Below are 21,962 nucleotides of genomic sequence, written 5' to 3' on the forward strand. Positions count from 1 at the left end.
TATGTGCTTCATCTCCACCTTGAACACCATAACTCCATTCGCTTGCTCTAGTTTTGTGCTTCATCTCCACCATGATCACCATAACTCCATCCACCCGCTCTAGTTATGTGCTTCATCTCCACCATGATCACCATAACTCCATCCACCCGCTCCAGTTATGTGCTTCATCTCCACCTTGAACACCATAACTCCACTCACCCGCTCCAGTTATGTGCTTCATCTCCACCTTGAACACCATAACTCCACTCACCCGCTCTAGTTATGCGCTTCATCACTACCATGAACACCATAACTCCATTCGCTTGCTCTAGTTATGTGCTTCATCTCCACCATGAACACCATAACTCCATTCGCTTGCTCTAGTTATGCGCTTCATCTTCACCTTGAACACCATAACTCCACTCACCCGCTCTAGTTATGCGCTTCATCACTACCATGAACACCATAACTCCACTCACCTGCTCTAGTTATGTGCTTCATCTTCACCATGAACACCATAACTCCATCCACCAGCTCTAGTTATGCGCTTCATCTCTACCATGAACACCATAGATAGCAGTTTAAATTAAAAAAGGGCTTTATCACTTGGATAAAGCCCTAAAAAATACACTTATTCATAATACGCCCATTGACGTACTCCATTAACTTTGTAATGTCTTCCCAGTATTTGACCAACTCTTCTATGAGGTACAATTTTACACCAATCATAGACCAGATTATTTGTTATCTTTTTATTAGGAAACAAAAGTTTTATTTCGTTTACCGACCTAATTACTGCCTCAGAAACAAATTCCTCATAACCACATTTTTCACACATGCATTTTCGATCCTTAATTTTCACCAAAAAACTCCTACACTCCCCACAAGTTACGCCTTTCTGCAATTGGTCATAGGTGTATGTGGAGATTTTGGCAAAGGGGTTCTTGGTTTGGTGTAAAGAGATTAGTTGATTTGCGAGTTTTTTATCTTTTTCTCCGAGAACTGAGGGTTTGCTATTTAAGTCATTAATCAAACGATTGATTTGGGTTGGAAATATGATGGGAAGGTTCATAGGGGCTTGATATAGGGTAAATTCAGGGTTAACGAACACTATTTCAGCTTGTATGGAGTAATGTTGTTTCAAACTTTGCAATAATTGACGTGTTAAACTTTCACACCTTTTTAACTGGTCCACAGGGTTTTTATATTCTCGATTTGTGGTAAGTGAATACAGCTTGTCCGAATCGAGGCAAAAGTCTCCTTGAAAATTTTTTGTATCAAATAAGTGGAGGATCCCCTGAGAAATGACTAGGGAGTCGATTTGAAAATATGATCCATGTAACTCCAGCAACAAGTCACTAATAATATAGCAGTCTTCTTGGAGACTCTCTAGATGCTTGTCAAATAAAAGTTCTCCCGCATATCCTTTCTCGAGACTGTAATAATGCACTTTATCTTTGTCTGATAAATCCATGCGGGTATTCAGAGATCTCAATGTTTTTAATTCATCTGATTCCGTTCGTTCTTTTAATAGCATCGAACACAACCTTTCTTTTTTTCATTTTAAAAAATAACTTGAGGATGACTTTCTAGGCAGGGAAGTGTTACATCGGGGAGCAAAAGAGGATGGTAATATATTCAAATTATACAACTTGGCCAATGCTCAATAAAATAACAGAAGTGACGATTCTGTGGCAAGTTTAAAAGGAGGTCACAAAGAATCAAAAACCTCAACCCGCCCACAGCCAAGTTGAGGTCATACAATCCTATTCTGTTTTCTCAGGAACATCCTCATCGTCTTCAAGGGCTAGAAGCACAACGCCAATTTCTTTTTCAAGGTCAGAAATCTTCTTTAAATCCTCTTTTGACAAATGGGCAAGTTCTTCCTTACCTTTCATTACAGCTCAGTCCTTTTTAGCTATAACATTCCTCTAAGAAACTAATTTATTCTAAAACCTTGCTACTTCCTCGAAATTTTATCGATGGCATTCATACATCATCTGTTAATCTGAATTGTAATGCCCCTATGTTTTCTTGTGCATGACGTACCTTTGTGCACTAGATTTCACCGTGAGGTTTTTTCGATAAAAGAGAAACTTTTTGACCGCAGCTATAGTAGATCACAGCTTATGGCATAAACGGATTCATTAGGCTTATACACCTTTGTACTAAACCCTTTTTCTTTCAAAAAGGATTCCATCTTAGCGGATGAGATTCTTTCATGAAGAGGAGGGCCTACTTCAGATTCAATCGCCTCCCAATCAATAATAAGTATTCGACCACCAGATTTGGTGATTCTCTTAAATTCACTTAATGCTTTTTCCAAATTTGGGATCTCGTGCATGACAAAAGCAATTACTGTCTTATTAACTTGGGCTGAATCCATTTTTATATCTTCTAAATCGCTGACTATATAATGAATATTATTTAGCTTTTCCGTTTGTGCTCTTTCCTTCAATAGATCTAACATCTTAGGTTCAATGTCCACCGCAAACACGTCAGCTTTGTTTTTTTGGGCCAATGGTATGGTTAAAAAACCATTCCCAGCCCCCAAATCTGCCACAACATCATTTTCTTGTATATCAAGATATTCTATAACTTTTTCTGGTAAAATTAATTTCGTTCTCTTTGGATCAAGCAGTTTTTCTGCCTTTTCTGGCTTAAAACGATGGCCTGTCACTTCGCTAACCTCCTATTTTTCTATTTCATCTTTCCATTCTAGCATTCCGCCTACCATGTTTTTCACTTTATATCCTCGACTCTTCAAAAATCGTGCAGCCATTCCACTTCGGTTTCCGGATCGACACACTAGAATATGCTCTTTTTCTTTATCAATTTCATGAAGGCGATTTTCTAATTCTCCTAAAGGGATATGGTTTGCAGCAGGTATTTTCCCTTGTTCTACCTCTTCATATTCACGAACATCAATTATATTTCTCATTTTCGGATCTTCTGAAACATAGTTAAGAACGTCTTTCGGTTGGATTTCTTTTACACCTGAATTCTCCATGAGTACCCACCCCTTTTATACGCTTTTCCTAATACAACCAGCTAAGCGGTCTTCAATATCTTTAATTCATCATTTCAACCATGCTAATAAAAGCTGTTGGTTTAGACATTCCTATTTTTGTTTGAACTGCTCATTATAGACAACCATTTTACAAAGTAAAAAGTATCCCACCATCAAATATTCAATTAGTACCCCTTTTAGCCTCCTGTGGGTTGCAAACTTCAAGAACTTCAAGAACTTTAAGGACTTCAAGAACTTCAAGAACTTCAAGAACTTTAAAATCTTAATCAAAGTCTAAACCCTTTTCTTTTAATTATCAAAGCTCCACAAAATACCGAATTTCTCCTGTTTTAAATTTTCCTCTAAGCTTGTTATTGCGCTCCTCAGACTCTTAGATGTTTCCATCGTAAAGTCGAAATTCATTTTTACTCCTCTTTCATCAATTCTCATCACCAGATCGCTATCCTGAATTCTCCTAATTAGTATCTCTTAATGAAATCGTGTCATACGATAATTTCAGGTTCACTCCATTAATGCGTTCCTTAAAAAAGTTCTTTTTTCTTCCTTTCCATATAATCCAGATCCTCTATATTGGCTAAAGGATACATTTTGTATTTAGAAAACTTGGCATTTGCGAATGCCTTAGTTGCACTTATGCAGATAGGAAATTTTTATACTTTTGTATGAAAACAGACCCTGCAAAACTTTTGTATACGTGATCAAGTCACAATAGATGGTACTTCTATACCGTCACAACCCTTTTCTTATGCAGGGTATCCTTTTTCAGGATCCACCAATGTATATTTCGACCTGGTCATATTGTTATTAAAGGTATTCCCAAAGATGAACAAGATTTATCCTCCTTGTTTGATTAGGAATCCATTTTCATGGTAGATGGTGGCTCCGCAAAGCGAGCCATAATGATTTCTTATCTGCATAAGAAAAGCGCAAGCGCCCTTCGAAACAAGAAAATCACTTGTTTCTGCGAAGAAGGTCTATAGTAGCTTTCCTTAGCGCGATTACTCGAGGCAACTTCGAAGATCGCTCGATGAAGCTTTTTCGCTGGAGCTAGAAAAATCATCTAACAACTTATAAATTCTGATACTAACCAAAAAAACTCCAAAGACCATGCTTCATTTTCACTGTGCTTTTATGAGCGAACATCTTTAAGGCATCGGATGATGGTTCCTAGAATGGCTATGCCTATACTACTGTGTATTTTAAATTGATAAAATCTATCTCCCACGAAAAACTTGATTGCCTTCCATTTGCGATTGCTTTTAATATTTTTCAGGTAAGATTGGTAGGAAAGACTCCTCAAAATTAATGAGGAGCTCTTTCCTAACATGTTTTATCTAAAATGTTTTCATCCTCTGTTCTATTTTACTTAAAATCGCATTAGTCACGATTGCTAAACCTGCTGCTAAAATACTTCCCCACACGATTTTTACTGTGTTCATTGTCCGTAGTCCGTCAAATAAAATACTACCTAGACCGCCAGCATTGATGAAGGCCGCAATCGTTGCAATCCCTATGGTAGAAACAACAGCAAGTCGCACACCTGTAAATATGGCTTTTTTGGATAAAGGGATTTTAATTTTAAAAAGCAATTGCAGCTTACTCATCCCAAGACCCGTTGCCGCTTCAACTATTGCCGGATCTACTTCATTTAGGCCTTCCGTAAAGTTACGTAAGAGCAAGTATTGATTATACACGACCAATACGATGATTGCGGTTGTTTTTCCAAGTCCTGTTAATGGTATTAATAAAGCAAACATAGCTAGGCTTGAAATCGAATAAATAACGGATGAAGCATAGACTAATACTTTAGATAATGCTCTCGAGTAGATAGATATTATAGTTAAAGCAGATGCCAAAAGAAGAGAGAGCACTAGGGTGATGATTAACATTTCAATGTGCTCTAATAATGGATACAACAGCTTCTCCGGGTAACTAGTTGCATAATCTATCACTCTAATCCCTCCCAGAGTTTTTCTTGATTTCTGGATGATTCTATAAGGGAAGAGACAAATTCATCTGCTGGATTTCTCACGATATTTTTAGGAGTGTCGAATTGACTTACTTTACCATTATTCATAATCACTACTTTATCTCCAAGTTTAAAGGCCTCGTTAATATCATGTGTGACTAGTAAAAATGTTTTTTTCAAACCACCGTGGATTCGTAATAATTCCTCTTGAAGATTCACACGAGTGATTGCATCAACAGCCCCTAAAGGTTCATCCAATAACATAATCTTTGGGTCAACGGCCAGTGCTCTCGCCAACCCCACTCTTTGTTGCTGGCCTCCTGATAACTGGGATGGATACCTCCCCATAAAATCACGGGGCTCTAAACCCACCAGCTCTAACAGTTCCGATACTCTTTCCTCAATGGCCTTTTTATCCCATTTCAATAATTTAGGGACGGTTGCCATATTATCAGCAATCGTCATATGGGGAAATAAACCAATCTGTTGAATGACATATCCAATTTTCCTTCGTAATGTAACAGAATCAACATTTGCAATATCTTCCTCAAACAACTTAATAGTCCCATGAGTAGGTTCATATAGCTTGTTGATCATCTTTAACAAAGTTGTTTTCCCTGACCCTGACGAACCTAGTATGGTGATAAATGCTCCTTCTTCTACGGAAAGGCTAACGTCATCCACTGCATGATATTGAGAATTTTTAAATTTTTTACTGACATGACTAATTTCAATCGCCGTTTGAGTCATCGTAACCTCCTGAACCAACTTATTGGATTGATTCGTAGTACTCTTTTGCTACTTCTTCATATTCCTCTTTGTCTACATCTACTTTAGCGTTCAATTCTGTAATGGTTGCCGTATCCAATGCTGCACTTACCTCGTTAATTACATCAGCGATCTCAGGATTTGCTTCTAGCACTTCATTTCGAACAACAGGAGCCAGATTATACGGTGGCCATACTTGCTTGTCATCCTCTAATAAAGTAAAGAGATCTGTATTTACCAACTGCCCTTCCGTCGTATACGCTGGTGTTACATCCGCTTCATCATTCTTTAATACTTCATATTTTAATCCATTATCGTAAACCTTTGAGGATTTCCAGTTGAATTCACCATACGTCTTTTCGAGAGCCGGAATTCCATCTTCTCTTTGATCAAATTCGCCCTGAGAAGCAAATCGAAGTCCCTCCGCATGTTTTTGAAGATCTGAAATGGTTGTAATACCTAGTTCTTCTGATGCTTCTGTTCGGATAACTAGCCCTTGACCATCATTTGCCTCAGCATAATCTAACCACGTAATATCGAATTGATTATCATACTCTTCTTTTACTGTGCTATATACTTCTTCCGGATCTGTAAGTAAGCCCATTTGTAAAATAGATAATAAGCCTGTTCCTGTATACTCTGGGTAAAGGTCAATTTCATCACTTGTAATGGATGTATGAATGACAGAACCAGCTATATTAAAAATCCTTTCTACATCATACCCGGCATCTTCAAGAGCTAGCGAATATAATTCTGCTACAATTAAATTCTCTGTAAAATCTTTGGAGCCTACACGAATGGTATCTTCATCGTTACCAGAACCACTACATGCAACCAAACTTAAAATTAACGTTAGTCCAACCATTCCTATCATCACTATTTTTCTCATTATTAATTCCTCCTGTTATTTTACGTATTTGTATCTCAATACACTTCTGTTAATGACATCAAGAATAAGAGTAGTTAAAATCGTTAAAATCCCTACCGAAATACCTCCAATTAAAAGTAAATCAGTCCTGTTTAAACCTAGCCCAGTGAATATAATTTCTCCAAGTCCTCCAGCCCCAATTTTCGCAGCCAAGGTGGCACTAGCAATGATCTCTATCATCGCCGTTTTAATTCCAGTAAAAATTAATGGCATGGCTAAGGGGAACTTAACCTTCCATAACACTTGCTTTTCTGTCATTCCCATTCCATAGGCAGACTCAATCATAAAATCGGGAACTTCTTTTATTCCCACAACTGTATTCATTAGAATAGGTGGAATAGCCAAAACAACTAAAGCAATTATGGCGGGCCTTACACCCGTTCCCATGATTGGAATGAGCAAAAGTAACAGAGCTAAACTCGGTATAACTCTTAGCACTTGAAAAATAGATACAATTCGATTCTCTAGCTTTTTGAATTTTATGCTTATGTATCCACTGAAAACTCCAATGATAACAGCTATGATCAAAGAGATTATACTAACTTCTAAATGTTCTCTTACTGCTAATAAAAAAGAGTCTTGGTTATTATGAAAATAATCCGTAATTTGAAACCAAATGTTATTGTCCAAATGTATCTCCTCTCTTCTATGATTTACCTATCATTTCTACTAGTGAATTATTGGAAAGTCATAACATATATGAGACTATCCCTGCTTACGAAGGTATCCTAATCAATGGTTTAAAACTGTGTATCCATTCCATTTTAAAGGTTTAAGTAGAAAAAAGACAAAAAAAGAGACTTATCCTTGAATTCAGTCTTAGAGAAAGTCTCTTTTTATAATTTTTAGATCTTCTGCCATTTCCAAATTTAAAACATCATTAGTAATATGTTATAGTTTCAGATATTTCATACTTTACCTCCGAATGATTTTTAAGCAGGAGCTCTTCTTTAATGTAATTTCCTGTTTTTTTATTAACTATCTTTCTCCAGATTTCATTCTGTCGATAGTTTTTACCATTTTCTTTAAGAAACTTATGGTTTTTTTCTTCGATATGGTAGGAATAAGGCCAGTCTTCATCCGTATAAATAGCACCCTTGAGATGCTTGTCTGTAAGCCAAACCTTTATCTGAAAAGCTTGGTTGGTGGGATTATAAAACCTTAAGTCTATATAATTATAAAAAACACTTGCCCCGCTACCAAAGGGAAGTACTCTACCTGAATCCGGGAATGGGTCAAAGCTATGATGATGTCTTTCTATGATTTCTAGCGGGGTGTGTAATGCCATCCAAAATAGCAGGTTTGCCAATTGACAAATACCACCACCAATCCCTGTTTTGACTTCTCCTCTTGATAACTGCATCCCCTCTATGTATCCCTTTTCTTTCGTTGTCTTTCCAACTAAATGCCAAAATGAAAAGGTTTGTCCAGGGTAAATCATAACTCCATCAATCGTATCAGAAGCAATTTTGAGGTTTGTGATTTTATTTTCTTGGAGCTGAGGGTCGCTATTCCCTAATTTTCTGCGAAGCAGCGATTGATGTTTTTTTACCGCAAAAGGCAAAGTGTCGCTAACAAAAGCATCTGCAAATTTATTTTCATTTTTTAAATCAATAATCGAACGAAAAAGCCGTTTTTGCCTTATCCTGGTGTGATAGAAAATCGGATGAATTTCACTCAATCTCATATCGATCCAACCTTTCACACTTATATATTGAAGTTGCTTGGTTCATACCAATATATTATCAGAAAACTTCACTTACCGTTGAAAGAATTTTCGGTTAAGTTATAAAAAAAGATACCCCTATATAGTTTTAGATAACCATACAGTAGGCATCAAGGAGCTTTTCTCTATTGATTTTTTGATTTTTGGTTATAGCTTACTGCAATTTGCGTTCCAACCTTTGCATTATTTTTTACTAATGCAATATTGGCTACTAGACTTTTCCCTTCCGTCAGTTCATTCACTCTCTTCAAAAGGAATGGAGTGCTATCTTTTCCGAAAATATGATTCTCTTCCGCTTCTTTGATGGCTTGATTGATAATACCATTGATATAATCCTCATTCATGGCGCTTTCCTCTGGGATTGGATTGGCGATGACTACTCCACCATTTAAACTCAATTCCCACTTTGCAATTAATGTGTTGGCAATGTTCTCCACAGAATCGGTAGAGGAGTTTAATTTATGCTCGCTGGATCTTGTGAAAAACGCAGGCAAATATTCAGTACCATAACCAATAACAGGTACGCCTTTTGTCTCCAGGTACTCTAAAGTTCTTGGCAAATCTAAAATAGACTTGGCGCCAGCACAGATAACCGCTACATTCGTCTTAGCAAGTTCTTCTAGGTCTGCTGAAATATCCATCGTTTCTTCCACACCACGATGTACACCACCGATACCACCAGTAACAAACACATGAATTCCAGCCATTTCGGCACAGATCATGGTAGTAGCTACTGTGGTGGCTCCTAATCTCTTAGTTGCCACGATTTCTGCTAAATCACGTCTCGATACTTTGGCAACGTCTGTACTTTTTCCAAACAATTCCAATTCTTCGTCTGATAAACCAATTTTAATTTTTCCATCTATGATCGCAATTGTCGCAGGCACTGCTCCGTTGTCACGAACAATTTGTTCTACTTCTCTTGCTGTTTTTACGTTTTGAGGATAGGGCATCCCATGAGAGATAATCGTAGATTCTAACGCAACAATTGGTTTTCCTTGTTCTTTTGCCTGTTGAACTTCTTTTGATAACTCCAAATATTTATTCATGTAAAAATTCCTCCACATCATGTTTTAATTTAGCTTCTGATAAGTCTTGTCTCACCGTGTAATTCGATAAAATCGTTTTGTGCCCATTTACCAAACCGGAAGTCACCACATAATCTAATTCTTTTTTGTTTAACCAGGAATGGATCACAGCTGAACAAAAGGCATCACCTGCACCGGTCACATCAACTACCGTTGGTGTCTCCACAGCTTTAAAATATCGAATTTTTCCACTGTCATCACCAGCGACCACTCCTTTGGCCCCGTTTGTTATAATTACATTTTTAACACCAAGCTCTAGCCATTCTTGAGCCGCTTCGATTATTTCCTCTTGATTATTCAATGTTGTATTGAAATACGTCTCTGTTTCATCTTTATTTAGGATTAGCCAGGTCACCTCATGTAATGCTTTCGGTAGCCGATCCATTTTAGGAGAGGAAACCGGTACAATCACTAACGGAATACCATGTTTGTTAGTAAAAGAAGACAAAAATTCAACGGTTTCCTTAGGAACGTTTAAATCTACGACAATACACTTAGCCTTTTGTAAGGTTGTACTGTTTTTCATTAATAAGGAGGGGGTAATCTTCTCGTAAATGTCCATATCAGCAAATGCTGTATATAAGTCCCCGTTCTTATTCAAAACAGCTGTATAAGAACCTGTTGATAAACCATCAAATTGGGTAACAAAATCTAAGTTCATAAAAGGAGAGGACAAATCATAGATTTCCTTCCACCCCGAGTCATTTCCACTAGCAGAAAATAAAATAACCTCTTCACCCAACCGTCCCAAATTCTCAGCGATATTTCTTGCTACCCCACCAACTGTGATGGAGGAGGTTACTGGATTGGAGGTTCCAGGAATCAAGTCATCCTTCGCATAAAATTTTCGATCGATATTAGCTCCCCCAATACAAATGACGGGATGAATGTCATTTAAAACATAAGCCTTACCTAGTACATATTTTTTCTTAACTAATCCAGAAATAATATTGGCAACAGCAGATCTTGATAATTGAACGATCTCGGCTAACTCTTGCTGTGATATAAAGGGATTTTCTGTGATCAACTTTAGGACAAGTTGTTCTTTGCTATTAAGATTATCCATTGTATAGGGCACCCCCTTTAAGTTTAAGGACTAATGTTTATATTTTAAACTTATGTTTATTATGTACCTGTTCCTCTTAAAAGTCAAATTAAAAATGCTCTATGGATAATGTGCGTTAAAGGGAAGGCTTCTAAACATGAGAAACTTTGGTTTTCTTTTATCATCATAAAAAAAAACACCCTAGTGGGTGCTTTTTATATTTCCTACTATTTCATATTCTATCGCTGAACCATCTTTTTCTTCTTAGGCTGAAATCCCTTATCCCAAAATCCTTTCTCTGAACAGCCGATACAGCAGAATTCAGCAACTATACAGCGTTCCTGACCTAGTGATTCACAAGCACTAAAAGCTGTTGGTCCTTTACAACCTAATTTAAATAGACAATAGCCTTTTTGGGCTTCTTCCGAATTATAAGATTCCACAAATAATTTTTGATCGAAATAAGGTTTACGGTGGCAGGTCGCATGGACAGTCGTTTGATAGAACATTTTTGGCCGGAATTTTTTATCTAGTTCTGGTAATTCACCATGAAAATGAATGTGCAACAAGGTACCGATAATTACTTCCGGTATAGGAGGGCACCTTGGCACTAAGGCAACCGGCACATCCTCAGGAATAATAGATCTAACATCGACGGAATTGGTAGGATTTGAACCAGCAGCAGGAATTCCACCCCATGCTGAACAGCTTCCAAACGCAATAACTGCCTTTGCATGTCTAGCTGCATGAATAATCTCTTCTCTCACGGATTTTCCGCCAATACTCAAAAAATCATCGCTACTGGGAATTCCCCATATACTGCCAACACGTACTGATCCTTATACTTTTCATAGATGGTTTCTTTATGTTGCTCTACCTGAAAACCACTGGCAGCGGAAAGAAGTTCACTGTATTCTAAAGATATAAAATTAAGAATAGTATCCAGTGATGATGGCTCAAATGAACGAATAAAGGCTTCTTTGCACCCTGTACAATCTAATGCACTGATCCATATAACAGGTAAACGACTTTTGAGTTGATTTAGCATTTCTTCATTTGAATTAATTGCATCTAACCAATTATACGTTGATGACATTGTTCTACCCCTCCTTATTGTTCAACACTTCACAAGAATTATCAAAATATAAAAGCCTAACGAAGTTACAATACTCTATAATAGGCTCCACTTCTCCGTTGAAACTTTATTCACCACATTCTTATCAATCATTTTAAAAATCCCGTGCAGCAGTCTTTACTCATATATAGTATATAAAAAAATTTATATCTCTTTATCTTGTTCAATAGGCAACCAAACGAGCTGAGGCCCCTAAGGTATCAATGGTGACAGTAGAACCATTTAGTCCCACGTCTTTACCCCATCCAATCAAAAGAGCCCCACCAAATTAAAACTTTACTGCACTGGGGATAAGGCACTTCCAGCAAGACTTTGTATCTCATTTACCCGACCCATTCTTGAATAATATGATTCTTTTCGAATATAAGTTAAAATAATAACCAAGAGATTTAGTAAGATAATCTAAAAGTTTAAGGAGTGCTAACGTTGAAACTAGTATCTATTTGTCCTAGTAACACAGAATTATTAGCATACCTAGGTTTAACTTCTTCATTAGTAGGAGTGGATGATTTTTCTGATTGGCCCGATGAAGTAAATAAACTACCTAAGCTTGGTCCTGATTTAAACATAAACATGGACAAAGTTGAAGATTTACAACCGGATCTAGTGATAGCATCTCTGTCTGTTCCTGGGATGGAAAGAAATATTGAAGAGTTGGAAAAACGGAAAATACCATTTATTATCGTCCCTAATCCTAAGACATTAACGGAAGTTGGGGAATGTTTATTATTTCTAGGTAAGGCAACGAACACACTTGAACAGGCAAAAATAGTACATGAAATATATACTAATAAACTTGAACAATATCGGACGTTAAGTAAACAAGTAACAAAGCTTAAAACCCTTTATTGGGAGTGGTGGGCAAAGCCTGTTTTTACACCAGGTGCAAATAATTGGCTAACAGAAATAAGCGAACTAGCTGGTGGGATTAATATTTTTCAAGATAACGAAAAAGCAAGTGTAAAAACAGATTGGGATGATGTAAGAAATAGGAATCCTGATATCATTTGTGTAGTTTGGGTTGGTGTACAAAAAGAAAAAGTAAATCCTAAGGTAATTCTTAAACGTCCAAACTGGGAATCTATGAATGCTATTAAAAACAATCAGTTATATATTTTAGACGAACCATTGTTTTGTAGGCCCTCCCCTCGACTTTTACTAGGTCTTAGTAAAATTGCCAGTCTTCTACATCCAAATTTATATCCTGAATTTGATGATCATAGAGACCCTTTATTAGATTAAAAGGGCCTGACCCCAACACGTTAAAACTTTACTGCACCGAGGGTCAGGCACCAGACTTACTAATCTCAACGTTTTTCGAAGAATTTGTGCTTCTCTTTTTTCTAGAAATCTATGAAGAGATCGATTTCCAGCACATTATATTTTTATCACAGGAATACATAATATTACTTAGATAACCAATATACTTTCCAAAAATTCGTCAGTCACTTTATATTCTTTGGGCCTTTGTTTAACAACTTTAACATATCCTTTATCTTCTAGGTTACTCATTATTTGATTTACTTTATACCTTGATTTATTAGAAATTTCCATCAGCTTAATTACAGGAAAATGTGCTTCATCATTAACAAATACACATAGGTGCGTCATTATTCGCAATAATTCCGCTTCCTCTTTTCTCTCATTCCAAGTATCACTTTTAAATGATTCTTTAATTCTTTCTATTTTTGACAAGTTTATTTCCAAGTCTTCAATAATTCCTTCTTGACCCGAGGAAAGTAACTCTAGCATATCTATTATATAAAAGGTCATTTCACCTTTATTTAAAGGAGATGGGATTTCTTCAAGAGCTTTATAATACTTAGATTTATTCTTATTGACCGCATATGAAAAAGTAATAGCTGAATATCTCTCCAAATATCTAGATAAGTAACTACACACTAATAAACGTCCTGTCCTTCCATTTCCATCATAAAAGGGATGTATATACTCATAATAATAATGTGCAACCATGTACCGGTATAGTTCTGCATGTTGTTCATCATCAAGATAATTGATTAAAGCATTTAGTGACCCAATAATTTCGACTTCAGTACTAATACCTATATGGGTTGTTTTTGTTCCATCATTTATCTCTACATACCCTTTTCTAAATAATTCCCCATCAGGTTCATCATCTTTATCAATTTCATCTGAAACTAAATCATCATACAACATTCTAAAATCAGATATTTCTGTAAATGGTTTAATTTTATCAATATACAAGTAGGTTTTCATTAGCCCTTTAAACCTTTTGCATTTTTTGTCTGATCTTACTAAATCATCTAATACTTCTTTTAATTCCTTCTTGGTACTACGAATACCTTCTATTTCATTATTACTTTGTGCTTCATTAACAATTAGTTTATGGAAATAGGGTTCTACAACAAAATTAGGAAGCTTACTAATTAATGAAGAAATCTTTGAACTATTTATCAATACTTTGTTATTCAAAGACATTAGTTTATGAGTATTTACATAAAACAATTCGCAGGATTCATTAATTCTTTCCCCTTTTCTAAACCCTCTAATTTTTAAAGGGGTTAAATAGCTACCGTAACTATTTTTTCTTTTATCTATTTCATTCTTATAATATTCATTACCTTCTCTATAGAAAATTTTTGTTAATTTTTCATATTCCATAATTTTCACCTCTCTTGTTTTAAATTATCGTCATTTTTTAAAATTATATAACTACATATATATATTTTGCAATAAATTTATGTATTTTTTAATTTTTATTATAAATAAAGTCAAATTATTCAAAAAAATTATTTGAATTAGTCTAATAAAAAATACTTTAAACTTTCTTGTAATGCAATAAAAGTTAAGAATGAAGTATATCTCACCTTTGACATCAGGAAATGGAAAAAGACTACTCATTAGTTTTAACAACTAATGAGTAGTCTTTTTATTTACCTAATGTTAGCACTTTTTGTTAGCAAATTAATTCAATCCTCTTATATATCAAGGGTTGGGGGCAGTCTATCTACAAGGGCTAGTCGCTCTCGCCTGGGCAGGCCGCTTCCTAAACTCACATCACGCCGCCCGTGAGTTTAGAGTGTTGTAACATCTTTAACGGGGATTCACCTTTTTTTGAGATTGCGTTAGCAAAATGTTAGCAAGTTCAGCGGAAAGTTTAATGCTCTTATTCTCATACCGGGGATACTCCACTTATACTTGGATATAGAGTTGTAGTAGTGTTTACCTTAAACTAGTTTTTTCTGACTTCCATATTTTCAAAGTCAATGATTAATTTATTTGCCAGAAAAAAATCACTGCCGATGATCCCGTCAAATCCATGCATTTCTCTGACATCACCGAGCTGCATAGTGAAATTATCGAGTTGGAACTTATCTATCGTCATGCCGATCACTTTTTGTTCTATACAAATTTCTGTGCCGCCAATTCCGTACATTTTTCGTGTAACGGCATTTTCTAAATCAAGCATCAGCCCGATCTCTTCACATAGGTTTGTATCTAAAATGGTTGAAGAGCAGCCTGTATCAAGTAACACGTTATTGAACGTCTTTTTATTGCCATTGTATTCAATCTCAACAGATACTAGAGGTAAGTGGTCATCCATATGAAATCTCATACTCTTCTCCGCACTCCTATATATGGCTGCTCAATTACCTTTATATCTTCGTTATTCGTGTGAAAAATATATAATTCACGACTTTGATTTTCCGCATGTAGCTTTTTATAGACTTTCCATGCTGCATTGCCGTTTTCAAAGTCATCAATTACTGACATTTCCTCGATGATTCTTTCTTTTCCTCTTGTTTCTGATTTTAATGCTTCTACTAAGACACAACGTTCTGGAAAATGTTCGCGTACTTCAGACCATTTCATACATATGCGCCTCCGGTTCATTCTTAATTTTATATTGATTATATCATTTTTTGATATTAAGAAACCTAATGGCTTATTTAACTATTGGTCACGCTCTGATAACAATCGGAAGTTGTCAATGTGTTTGGCATGGTGGTCAAGAAGTGAACGCAGGTTGCTCGCTTGTGGTCCCCCGACTTGAACATGGGTCATTTCTTCTGTCCCGAGGTTGAACGCATGACGATGGATAAACGTGGGCGCCCCTTCGAACACAATCTCTGTCAGGGGATTACTGCCAAATGCATCCGATTGAATGTCTTGCGCATTCTCCGGCAGAACCAGCTTGGACAGGTTATTGTGACAAAATGCCGCATGCGGAATCGTAAAAAGATTTTTCCCTATCTTCAAGCTCTCCAGCTTGTTGTGCATAAACGCACCGTCTTCGATAAGGGCAACATTCTCCGGAATGCGGACGTCTTTTAACTGATTAAAAGCGAACGCGTAAAATCCGATAACCGATAACGTCGGCGGAAGAACGAGCGACGTTAGTCCCTTATTCCAAAACGCATCCGGCCCAATCGATACGACCTCCATTCCGTCAATGCGAAACGGAATCACCACATTCTTTTCTGCTCCATAGTAATCAATGATTTCCCGCCGGAATTCATCGAAATGGAAATGACTTTCATCCGTCGTTATAAAATCTATCATCAAAAGGTCCACTCTCCGCTCTTTTTATGGATATACATTCGAGTATAACTAAAAACTTTCCTCAAATCAGGAAAGTTTATTGAAATTCCCCTAGTTATTTTTATCATTTACTGTCGGAATAAGTCGATTTTTCCCAACTTAGTCTAAAGGATTATTTGTTATTATAAAAATAGACCTACATAAAAGACAATTATCAGCAAATTAACTTTTATTGGTGGTGGTCTATGGGGGAAGTTGCGTTTTTCGATCACGATGTTTATTTATTCTAAACTAGAAAACTATTACGAGGATATTGTAAGATGAAGATATGGAAAAAGTTTACCTTTGTATTTATGGCCACTGTATTATTCGTCGGAATAGTTGGAAGTTCAGTATCAGCCCAAGTGTCACCTTCTAAAAAAACAAATAAAAGCAACTTAACACAAGAGCAAATAGTATTGTTGCAAACTGTCTCTAATCACCTAGAGAATTACACAGATTCAGAAGGAAACAAACAAATTAAAATCGTCAATAAAAATGAATTAGCGCATAAACTTAAAAACGTAGACACTTCACTTAACCTTGGACAATTACAATCAAGCATCAATAAATTTAATCGTTATATGGCAGACGGTGACAATGTAGTAACGGAAACGGCTGATAACATCGCACAAGAAATGAAAGACAATATGAATGGGCAACAAGATGGAGTCTCTACAATGGGCTTTAGTTGTGGTGATGCCCTTACAGCTATAGGGTTAATCCATAGCGGTTCTTATTCTGCCGCTACTTATCTTTTGGGTATCACTGGACCAGCAGCAGTAATCGTTCCACTTCTTGTTTCAACCGTATACGGAATAGCTTCGATAGCTTGTGAATAACATCAATGGTTTATTACTATTCATGTAAAGGAGTTTGTGAGATATGACCATAACACCTAAGAATTTTCGATACTCTTACATTTTTCTTGTTATTTCGCTTATTCTTTTTTCAACCTCTTTTTTATCTTATGACAATGCCTTAATCATAACAATTTTATTTTTATTACTCGTTAATATTACTTGCTTTTCAAACGAGTACCTGGTAATCAAATATTATCAAAAAAACCAACAAAAAAATCCTAATAAAGGGTATGCGCTATTAGTTATGATTCAGGTGTTATTCACTTTATTGATATTCGGTGTGTTTAAGTTCTTTTTTTAACTTAATCATAGAGAAAATCAATACATAAAAATCACATCCCAAAAACGGGATGTGATTTTTTTAATACACTATTTGATCGGTTATTAATTTACTTTTTTGAACCGCATTTGTTATTTTTTGGGTAATCGGATTATTTGGTGAAAATATCTTCCTCATTACTAATTAATACTTTCATAGGTTAGTCATTCATGTAGCGCAAGACAAGCGTTACACACACAATGAATTTAATTTCGCCTGCCAGCGATTAAATTATTTTATTATTTGGCTCTGTTAAAGTTTAATGTTGATATTACTTACAAAAACAAAACTTCCTAATTTATGGAAGTTTTGTTTTTGTAGTATTTACTTGTTAACTAACGCCACTGTTAACTTAACAAGGTACCTAATACAAAAGGTAACAATAAGAGTATTATTGAACTCAAAATTAGTGTTAACGAAACAAACTTTGGAAGTTTTAATCTGCCTTTCCCTTTATACCAACCTGAGAATTGTAACTTATTCCTATACAAAACGAATAATAGTAATAAAATTGCTATTGCACCAAGCCACGAATAAGATTCAACCTTCTCATTGATTGTGTAAATGTTTCCTATAATTGCCCATCCCAATCCACCAAGTAGGTTAAAGATAATAATTATTCGTAGAAGTTCTAATATCGTCCTCATTCGTAATTTCTCACATCCTTTGTGACCTAATTTAACCATAATTTAGTGAAATCCTTGTTAAACATTACTGCCTATATCGTGAATTTTGATAACCTAAGTGTATCATGTGTTTCCATATTTTGTATTAGATTCCCTTTAATCATCAAGTCATTCATAGTAACAGTATTCCTTTGATGTTGAATGGATTCTAACACTTGAAACCAAGCAAGGTAATTGTTCAGATATTTAGTTGCAACTCCATTAAAACGTTGTATCCAGCCTTTAAGTCTACGGTGATAATTGTTAACATTCTGGATATGGTATAGTCCCTTTGTACGAACCTTACCATCAGACTTGAATTGATAAATATCCATCCCTTTTTCAGCAGCATATGTTTTAAAGGCACGCCAAGAATCGGTGCAAAAACATTTTCATTTGAAAGTTTATGTCCGATAGCTTCATCGGGGCGTCACTGTTACCAGAATTTAAGGGCAAGTTGGGTGCAGGTATGAAAGTCTAGTTATCTTCTCCACTTTAATGGCAATGTAATCGTGCTGTATTTTCTAAATTCTTTGCACTTCTTTATATACTCCACCCCAATCACCTCACTCTTCTTTTACCAGTAAAACCTAAATATGATATACCTGGCTGCCGAAGATTAATTTACTTAAGTGTCAAGGTCAAGGTGGATGGTAAATTAAATTCGCTTCTCTCATACATATTTCAAATACCCCTCAGCAAGAAGGAGGTATTTTCATAAAATGCTACTATTTAACTGGAGTTAACTTTATTGGTCAGTTTCTATAGTATAACCAACTTCTAACTCTACATCATAGCTCTCAACATTTGCTAAATTAATGTTTACCACATCGGTTCCACATGGATCTCTTACCACTAATTTTTTTCCTTCCCCTATTGGACTTACCATATATTTAATATACTGCTAGTCATTTCCAACTATATAACTTCCGGCGTTAATTTCCTTCGGTTCACCAGTTTCTTGTTTATTTGGGAAGATATTTAAATAGAGAAATCTAATTAGTCCTAAAGAACCATTTTTCCAAAATTTATTAAATATTCTTAAATTAGCTGTTGACAGTATTTACCTATAATTATATTATTTAACTTATTGAGGTGATATTTTAATAGATTTTAAGGAGGGTAGTATTAATTTCACAGTGTGTTACTATAATTTTTAGAAGGAGTTTTTCTATTGAGTATTAAAAAAGTATTAACCTTGTAGTTAGTTGGACTCGCTGTACTTATTTTCTCCACATCAGGAGTCTTTGCTTCTACAAATAGTGATTTTGACTCCAAGATTTTCGACTCCATAGACCTTTCTACTTTTAAAGGACGGGAATCAACATTTATAGCAGACAATGGCGAAAAGGTAACTTTCGGTGCTGAACCTGTTTTTATTGAAGATGATCAAGAAAGATCTAAAATCCTCTCTAGTCCAAAATTACTCACCTCTGATATTTCAGGACCAAACTTGTCAGCCAACCATCCATCAGATTCTGACATTGTTAACAACTATAATATTTCGCTTGATAACTCGACTTGGAGAATTTATGTTACTTCTGGGTCAGTAAACATGGAATATTATATAGATATTTATCGGAATAGGATATATTCAACCATAACAAACGCTTACGGCGTAGACGTTAACTTATTCGGCTATACCGAAAGCAACAGAAATTTCGATTGGGGTAGCACCTGGGCAGAATATACAGGGACTGCTAACTTATTTAACTCTGCTGCAAGCTTAGGTATTAGATTAACGTCGACGGTCGCTGGTGATACTTTAACTACCTCGGCAGAATATTAAAAATGGAGGGATGACTTATTATCTTAGGAACAGGAAATATCACCTTAATTATTTTCATTTTGATAGTAGTTTTGGTTGTTTGGTTATTCCGAAAAAGTAGACAGGAAAAAAAATAATGTGACCTTTTAAAACAGCCCCTGCCAATAAAGGTGGGGGCTGTTGTTTGGCCTGATTATTCCCAGCAGGTTTTTCCGCACCTACAGAAGTGGTCTGCCATACCACCGCAAATTAATAGATTTTTATTTTATTTAAATCACTTATCTTTCTTTTACTTTGTACCACCATCCGCGTTCTTTTAGCCACGCTTCGAACTCTTTTAATTCCTTTGATCCAAGGCCACCTGTTTCTAATACAGGGTTATTACCTTTCCCATCAAAATTAATTCGTGCCCACCATTCGTGTTCCTATTAAAAAAGACCCCCGATACGGTGAAGCTTTACCATGTCGGGGGTCAGGCACCAATATTCCAAAAATTTTTATATTTCCGTTTTAGAAACATGGAAAAATAAGAGCTGGAATCAACGAGAATTACCAAAAAGAGTTGATTTAAATCCTAGTGTCATGAATAGATTAGAATCTGGAGAAAGACCTATTAAGGATTATGAGTTAGGTAAAATCGCAACTGTTTTAGATGTTACAACAGATTACTTGCTTGGTAGATCTGCAAACCCAGAAATGACTGAAGAAGAATTTGAGGCTTTTAAAAATGATCCAGACCTTGAAAGATGGTACAAGAGCTTCCTAAAAATAATGAAGAAGATCTTCGAAGATTACGTAAAATTTGGGAAGCATTTAATGAAGATGACAACTAGCATACAACATATAAACTAATTTAAGGGGAGATAAGAGATGTCCGAAAAAGTAAAGAAACCGTTTTATAAAAAATGGTGGGTTTGGGTGATCGTGGTTTTAATTATTATTGGAGCTGCATCAGGTGGTGGAGAAGAAACAGACAATGCTACTAATAATGAGAATGAAAATGCATCAACTAATGAAGAATCTAACAATGAAACAAATGGTGTTGCAGATGCAGAAGAACCTGCAGAAGACAGTGAAAAAATAGAATCTGGTACATACAAAGTTGGCACTGATTTACCAGCAGGAGAGTATTTGGTATTTTCTGATGGAATGGCATATGTAGAAAGTGCATCAGATAGTACAGGAAGTCTGGACAGTATTATTTTTAATTTGAATTTAATGGGTGAAGCTCATGCTTATGTAACTGTTAAGGATGGCCAATACTTCAAACTTCAAGGTGGACACATGTATCCAGTAGGATCTGCACCATCTGTTATTCCTGAAGACGGATTATATGAAGATGGCATGTATAAAGTAGGACAAGATATTCCAGCAGGGGAATACAAAGTTCTTTTGGACCCAAATTCATCATTAGGTATGGGTTATTTGGAAGTAAGTTCAGATAGCAGTCATCAGCTAGGAAGCATTGTGACAAACGAGAACGTCCAAGCAGACACTTACATTACTGTTTCAGAAGGGCAATATTTAACCTTACAAGATTTAAGCATACAAAAATAGTTTTATTCTATAAAAAAGATCAGGTGTACATTAGGGTACACCTTCTTTTTAACATTTATATCGAACATTTGTTCTGTAATTAAGGGAGGTAAGCTTTGTATTCTGCTTTAGAGGACTATATAAAAAGAATCCTTATTTATCCATTAATAATCCAAGCGAACTTAATTTGAAGAATGTTTCTAGTCGAATTGGTATAAAAGCGGACTACTGGGAGTTTCAAAGCGAGTCTGCCAAGAGAATGAATCGGCACATTATCTTTCTAAATGAAAATTTAACCAAGCAACAGGAATGGCAAGATTTTGCTCATGAACTGTGTCATGTTTTAAGGCACGTTGGTAGACAAGAAGATTTGCCCTATTCCTTTTATCAACTAAAGGAATGGCAGGATAATAGTTTTATGTATCACCTATGTTTACCAACATTGCTAGAAAAGATTAAACTAGAATCTACAATGCACAGATCTACTCTGATAATTTCAGAAGCTTTTCGTGTGGAATATGAATTTGCTTACAAAAAATTAGAAATGTATATCCGAAAATATCAATTAACTGTTTAGGA

Annotated in this window: 24 protein-coding genes and 3 pseudogenes; 6 read left to right on the forward strand and 21 right to left on the reverse strand. The window is 35.7% G+C overall.

Annotated features, from left to right (window positions below; genetic code table 11):
* Positions 1-610: 610 nt before the first annotated feature.
* The 14 genes and pseudogenes from RZN25_11255 to RZN25_11320 all read right to left on the reverse strand — a co-directional run bounded on the left by RZN25_11255 (position 611) and on the right by RZN25_11320 (position 11,630).
* Entirely contained in the window at positions 611-1,516 is a 906-nt protein-coding gene (locus tag RZN25_11255; protein MEQ6377398.1) for a nuclease-related domain-containing protein, read from the reverse strand.
* 229 nt (positions 1,517-1,745) lie between these two features.
* On the reverse strand, positions 1,746-1,877 hold the full coding sequence (locus RZN25_11260; GenBank protein ID MEQ6377399.1) for a hypothetical protein: 132 nt from the start codon (positions 1,875-1,877) through the stop codon (positions 1,746-1,748).
* Between the two features lie 212 nt (positions 1,878-2,089).
* A complete protein-coding gene (locus RZN25_11265; protein ID MEQ6377400.1) occupies positions 2,090-2,659 on the reverse strand; it encodes a class I SAM-dependent methyltransferase in 570 nt (189 codons plus the stop codon).
* Between the two features lie 12 nt (positions 2,660-2,671).
* Positions 2,672-2,989, reverse strand: a complete 318-nt coding sequence (locus RZN25_11270) for a rhodanese-like domain-containing protein (GenBank protein ID MEQ6377401.1) — start codon at positions 2,987-2,989, stop codon at positions 2,672-2,674.
* 15 nt (positions 2,990-3,004) lie between these two features.
* Positions 3,005-3,412: pseudogene (locus RZN25_11275) on the reverse strand (DUF302 domain-containing protein).
* Positions 3,413-4,344: 932 nt separating this feature from the next.
* Complete coding sequence (locus RZN25_11280; GenBank protein ID MEQ6377402.1) at positions 4,345-4,962, reverse strand: ABC transporter permease; 618 nt, start codon at positions 4,960-4,962, stop codon at positions 4,345-4,347.
* Positions 4,959-5,729 (reverse strand): ABC transporter ATP-binding protein, encoded by a 771-nt coding sequence (locus tag RZN25_11285; GenBank protein MEQ6377403.1) that lies wholly within the window; start codon positions 5,727-5,729, stop codon positions 4,959-4,961. The genes RZN25_11280 and RZN25_11285 overlap by 4 nt, the downstream gene beginning before the upstream one ends.
* Before the next feature lie 19 nt (positions 5,730-5,748).
* Positions 5,749-6,636 (reverse strand): glycine betaine ABC transporter substrate-binding protein, encoded by an 888-nt coding sequence (locus tag RZN25_11290; protein MEQ6377404.1) that lies wholly within the window; start codon positions 6,634-6,636, stop codon positions 5,749-5,751.
* 15 nt (positions 6,637-6,651) lie between these two features.
* On the reverse strand, positions 6,652-7,305 hold the full coding sequence (locus tag RZN25_11295; protein MEQ6377405.1) for an ABC transporter permease: 654 nt from the start codon (positions 7,303-7,305) through the stop codon (positions 6,652-6,654).
* Positions 7,306-7,555: 250 nt separating this feature from the next.
* Positions 7,556-8,362 (reverse strand): VanW family protein, encoded by an 807-nt coding sequence (locus RZN25_11300; protein MEQ6377406.1) that lies wholly within the window; start codon positions 8,360-8,362, stop codon positions 7,556-7,558.
* A gap of 164 nt (positions 8,363-8,526) precedes the next feature.
* A complete protein-coding gene (locus RZN25_11305) occupies positions 8,527-9,450 on the reverse strand; it encodes a pseudouridine-5'-phosphate glycosidase (GenBank protein ID MEQ6377407.1) in 924 nt (307 codons plus the stop codon).
* Positions 9,443-10,555 (reverse strand): carbohydrate kinase, encoded by a 1,113-nt coding sequence (locus tag RZN25_11310; protein MEQ6377408.1) that lies wholly within the window; start codon positions 10,553-10,555, stop codon positions 9,443-9,445. Before RZN25_11310 ends, RZN25_11305 begins: the two co-directional genes overlap by 8 nt.
* A gap of 218 nt (positions 10,556-10,773) precedes the next feature.
* On the reverse strand, positions 10,774-11,322 hold the full coding sequence (locus RZN25_11315; protein ID MEQ6377409.1) for a hydrogenase small subunit: 549 nt from the start codon (positions 11,320-11,322) through the stop codon (positions 10,774-10,776).
* Positions 11,319-11,630: a hypothetical protein gene (locus tag RZN25_11320; GenBank protein ID MEQ6377410.1), complete on the reverse strand. Its 312-nt coding sequence runs from the start codon at positions 11,628-11,630 to the stop codon at positions 11,319-11,321. Before RZN25_11320 ends, RZN25_11315 begins: the two co-directional genes overlap by 4 nt.
* Before the next feature lie 465 nt (positions 11,631-12,095).
* Between RZN25_11320 and RZN25_11325 the strand changes: the two genes are divergently transcribed.
* Both RZN25_11325 and RZN25_11330 read left to right on the forward strand, forming a co-directional pair.
* On the forward strand, positions 12,096-12,911 hold the full coding sequence (locus RZN25_11325) for a cobalamin-binding protein (protein MEQ6377411.1): 816 nt from the start codon (positions 12,096-12,098) through the stop codon (positions 12,909-12,911).
* A 62-nt stretch (positions 12,912-12,973) separates the two neighbouring features.
* Positions 12,974-13,066, forward strand: a pseudogene (locus tag RZN25_11330) (transposase).
* A gap of 13 nt (positions 13,067-13,079) precedes the next feature.
* Here RZN25_11330 and RZN25_11335 read toward each other — a convergent pair.
* The 4 genes from RZN25_11335 to RZN25_11350 all read right to left on the reverse strand — a co-directional run bounded on the left by RZN25_11335 (position 13,080) and on the right by RZN25_11350 (position 16,214).
* The gene (locus RZN25_11335) at positions 13,080-14,312 is read right to left on the reverse strand and encodes a Fic family protein (protein ID MEQ6377412.1); all 1,233 of its coding nucleotides are present in this window, start codon (positions 14,310-14,312) and stop codon (positions 13,080-13,082) included.
* Between the two features lie 571 nt (positions 14,313-14,883).
* Entirely contained in the window at positions 14,884-15,255 is a 372-nt protein-coding gene (locus RZN25_11340) for a retropepsin-like aspartic protease (protein MEQ6377413.1), read from the reverse strand.
* 8 nt (positions 15,256-15,263) lie between these two features.
* Complete coding sequence (locus tag RZN25_11345; GenBank protein ID MEQ6377414.1) at positions 15,264-15,524, reverse strand: hypothetical protein; 261 nt, start codon at positions 15,522-15,524, stop codon at positions 15,264-15,266.
* Between the two features lie 81 nt (positions 15,525-15,605).
* Positions 15,606-16,214: a leucine-rich repeat domain-containing protein gene (locus RZN25_11350; GenBank protein MEQ6377415.1), complete on the reverse strand. Its 609-nt coding sequence runs from the start codon at positions 16,212-16,214 to the stop codon at positions 15,606-15,608.
* 299 nt (positions 16,215-16,513) lie between these two features.
* On the opposite strand from RZN25_11350, the gene RZN25_11355 reads away from it, so the two are divergent.
* On the forward strand, positions 16,514-17,074 hold the full coding sequence (locus tag RZN25_11355; GenBank protein MEQ6377416.1) for a hypothetical protein: 561 nt from the start codon (positions 16,514-16,516) through the stop codon (positions 17,072-17,074).
* Positions 17,075-17,761: 687 nt separating this feature from the next.
* Here RZN25_11355 and RZN25_11360 read toward each other — a convergent pair.
* The 3 genes and pseudogenes from RZN25_11360 to RZN25_11370 form a co-directional block, all read right to left on the reverse strand.
* Complete coding sequence (locus RZN25_11360) at positions 17,762-18,061, reverse strand: hypothetical protein (protein ID MEQ6377417.1); 300 nt, start codon at positions 18,059-18,061, stop codon at positions 17,762-17,764.
* 71 nt (positions 18,062-18,132) lie between these two features.
* Positions 18,133-18,503: pseudogene (locus tag RZN25_11365) on the reverse strand (IS1595 family transposase).
* Between the two features lie 324 nt (positions 18,504-18,827).
* Positions 18,828-18,968 (reverse strand): hypothetical protein, encoded by a 141-nt coding sequence (locus RZN25_11370; protein MEQ6377418.1) that lies wholly within the window; start codon positions 18,966-18,968, stop codon positions 18,828-18,830.
* Positions 18,969-20,309: 1,341 nt separating this feature from the next.
* On the opposite strand from RZN25_11370, the gene RZN25_11375 reads away from it, so the two are divergent.
* The 3 genes from RZN25_11375 (at position 20,310) to RZN25_11385 (ending at position 21,960) form a co-directional block, all read left to right on the forward strand.
* Positions 20,310-20,699: a helix-turn-helix transcriptional regulator gene (locus RZN25_11375; protein ID MEQ6377419.1), complete on the forward strand. Its 390-nt coding sequence runs from the start codon at positions 20,310-20,312 to the stop codon at positions 20,697-20,699.
* Positions 20,700-20,717: 18 nt separating this feature from the next.
* Complete coding sequence (locus RZN25_11380) at positions 20,718-21,404, forward strand: hypothetical protein (protein ID MEQ6377420.1); 687 nt, start codon at positions 20,718-20,720, stop codon at positions 21,402-21,404.
* A gap of 238 nt (positions 21,405-21,642) precedes the next feature.
* Entirely contained in the window at positions 21,643-21,960 is a 318-nt protein-coding gene (locus RZN25_11385; GenBank protein MEQ6377421.1) for an ImmA/IrrE family metallo-endopeptidase, read from the forward strand.
* Positions 21,961-21,962: the final 2 nt, after the last annotated feature.

This window comes from Bacillaceae bacterium S4-13-56 (assembly GCA_040191315.1).
In the GTDB taxonomy this organism is placed as follows: domain Bacteria; phylum Bacillota; class Bacilli; order Bacillales; family JAWJLM01; genus JAWJLM01.

What these genes read in the sequence shown, in the direction of transcription:
- RZN25_11255 (MEQ6377398.1), bottom strand. Translation starts at nt 1,516, where the DNA reads ATGCTATTAAAAGAACGAACGGAATCAGATGAATTAAAAACATTGAGA.
- RZN25_11260 (MEQ6377399.1), bottom strand. Translation starts at nt 1,877, where the DNA reads ATGAAAGGTAAGGAAGAACTTGCCCATTTGTCAAAAGAGGATTTAAAG.
- RZN25_11270 (MEQ6377401.1), bottom strand. Translation starts at nt 2,989, where the DNA reads ATGGAGAATTCAGGTGTAAAAGAAATCCAACCGAAAGACGTTCTTAAC.
- RZN25_11285 (MEQ6377403.1), bottom strand. Translation starts at nt 5,729, where the DNA reads ATGACTCAAACGGCGATTGAAATTAGTCATGTCAGTAAAAAATTTAAA.
- RZN25_11290 (MEQ6377404.1), bottom strand. Translation starts at nt 6,636, where the DNA reads ATGAGAAAAATAGTGATGATAGGAATGGTTGGACTAACGTTAATTTTA.
- RZN25_11300 (MEQ6377406.1), bottom strand. Translation starts at nt 8,362, where the DNA reads ATGAGATTGAGTGAAATTCATCCGATTTTCTATCACACCAGGATAAGG.
- RZN25_11305 (MEQ6377407.1), bottom strand. Translation starts at nt 9,450, where the DNA reads ATGAATAAATATTTGGAGTTATCAAAAGAAGTTCAACAGGCAAAAGAA.
- RZN25_11310 (MEQ6377408.1), bottom strand. Translation starts at nt 10,555, where the DNA reads ATGGATAATCTTAATAGCAAAGAACAACTTGTCCTAAAGTTGATCACA.
- RZN25_11320 (MEQ6377410.1), bottom strand. Translation starts at nt 11,630, where the DNA reads ATGTCATCAACGTATAATTGGTTAGATGCAATTAATTCAAATGAAGAA.
- RZN25_11335 (MEQ6377412.1), bottom strand. Translation starts at nt 14,312, where the DNA reads ATGGAATATGAAAAATTAACAAAAATTTTCTATAGAGAAGGTAATGAA.
- RZN25_11340 (MEQ6377413.1), bottom strand. Translation starts at nt 15,255, where the DNA reads ATGGATGACCACTTACCTCTAGTATCTGTTGAGATTGAATACAATGGC.
- RZN25_11345 (MEQ6377414.1), bottom strand. Translation starts at nt 15,524, where the DNA reads ATGAAATGGTCTGAAGTACGCGAACATTTTCCAGAACGTTGTGTCTTA.
- RZN25_11350 (MEQ6377415.1), bottom strand. Translation starts at nt 16,214, where the DNA reads ATGATAGATTTTATAACGACGGATGAAAGTCATTTCCATTTCGATGAA.
- RZN25_11355 (MEQ6377416.1), top strand. Translation starts at nt 16,514, where the DNA reads ATGAAGATATGGAAAAAGTTTACCTTTGTATTTATGGCCACTGTATTA.
- RZN25_11360 (MEQ6377417.1), bottom strand. Translation starts at nt 18,061, where the DNA reads ATGAGGACGATATTAGAACTTCTACGAATAATTATTATCTTTAACCTA.
- RZN25_11370 (MEQ6377418.1), bottom strand. Translation starts at nt 18,968, where the DNA reads ATGGTAAGTCCAATAGGGGAAGGAAAAAAATTAGTGGTAAGAGATCCA.
- RZN25_11375 (MEQ6377419.1), top strand. Translation starts at nt 20,310, where the DNA reads ATGTCGGGGGTCAGGCACCAATATTCCAAAAATTTTTATATTTCCGTT.
- RZN25_11380 (MEQ6377420.1), top strand. Translation starts at nt 20,718, where the DNA reads ATGTCCGAAAAAGTAAAGAAACCGTTTTATAAAAAATGGTGGGTTTGG.
- RZN25_11385 (MEQ6377421.1), top strand. Translation starts at nt 21,643, where the DNA reads ATGAATCGGCACATTATCTTTCTAAATGAAAATTTAACCAAGCAACAG.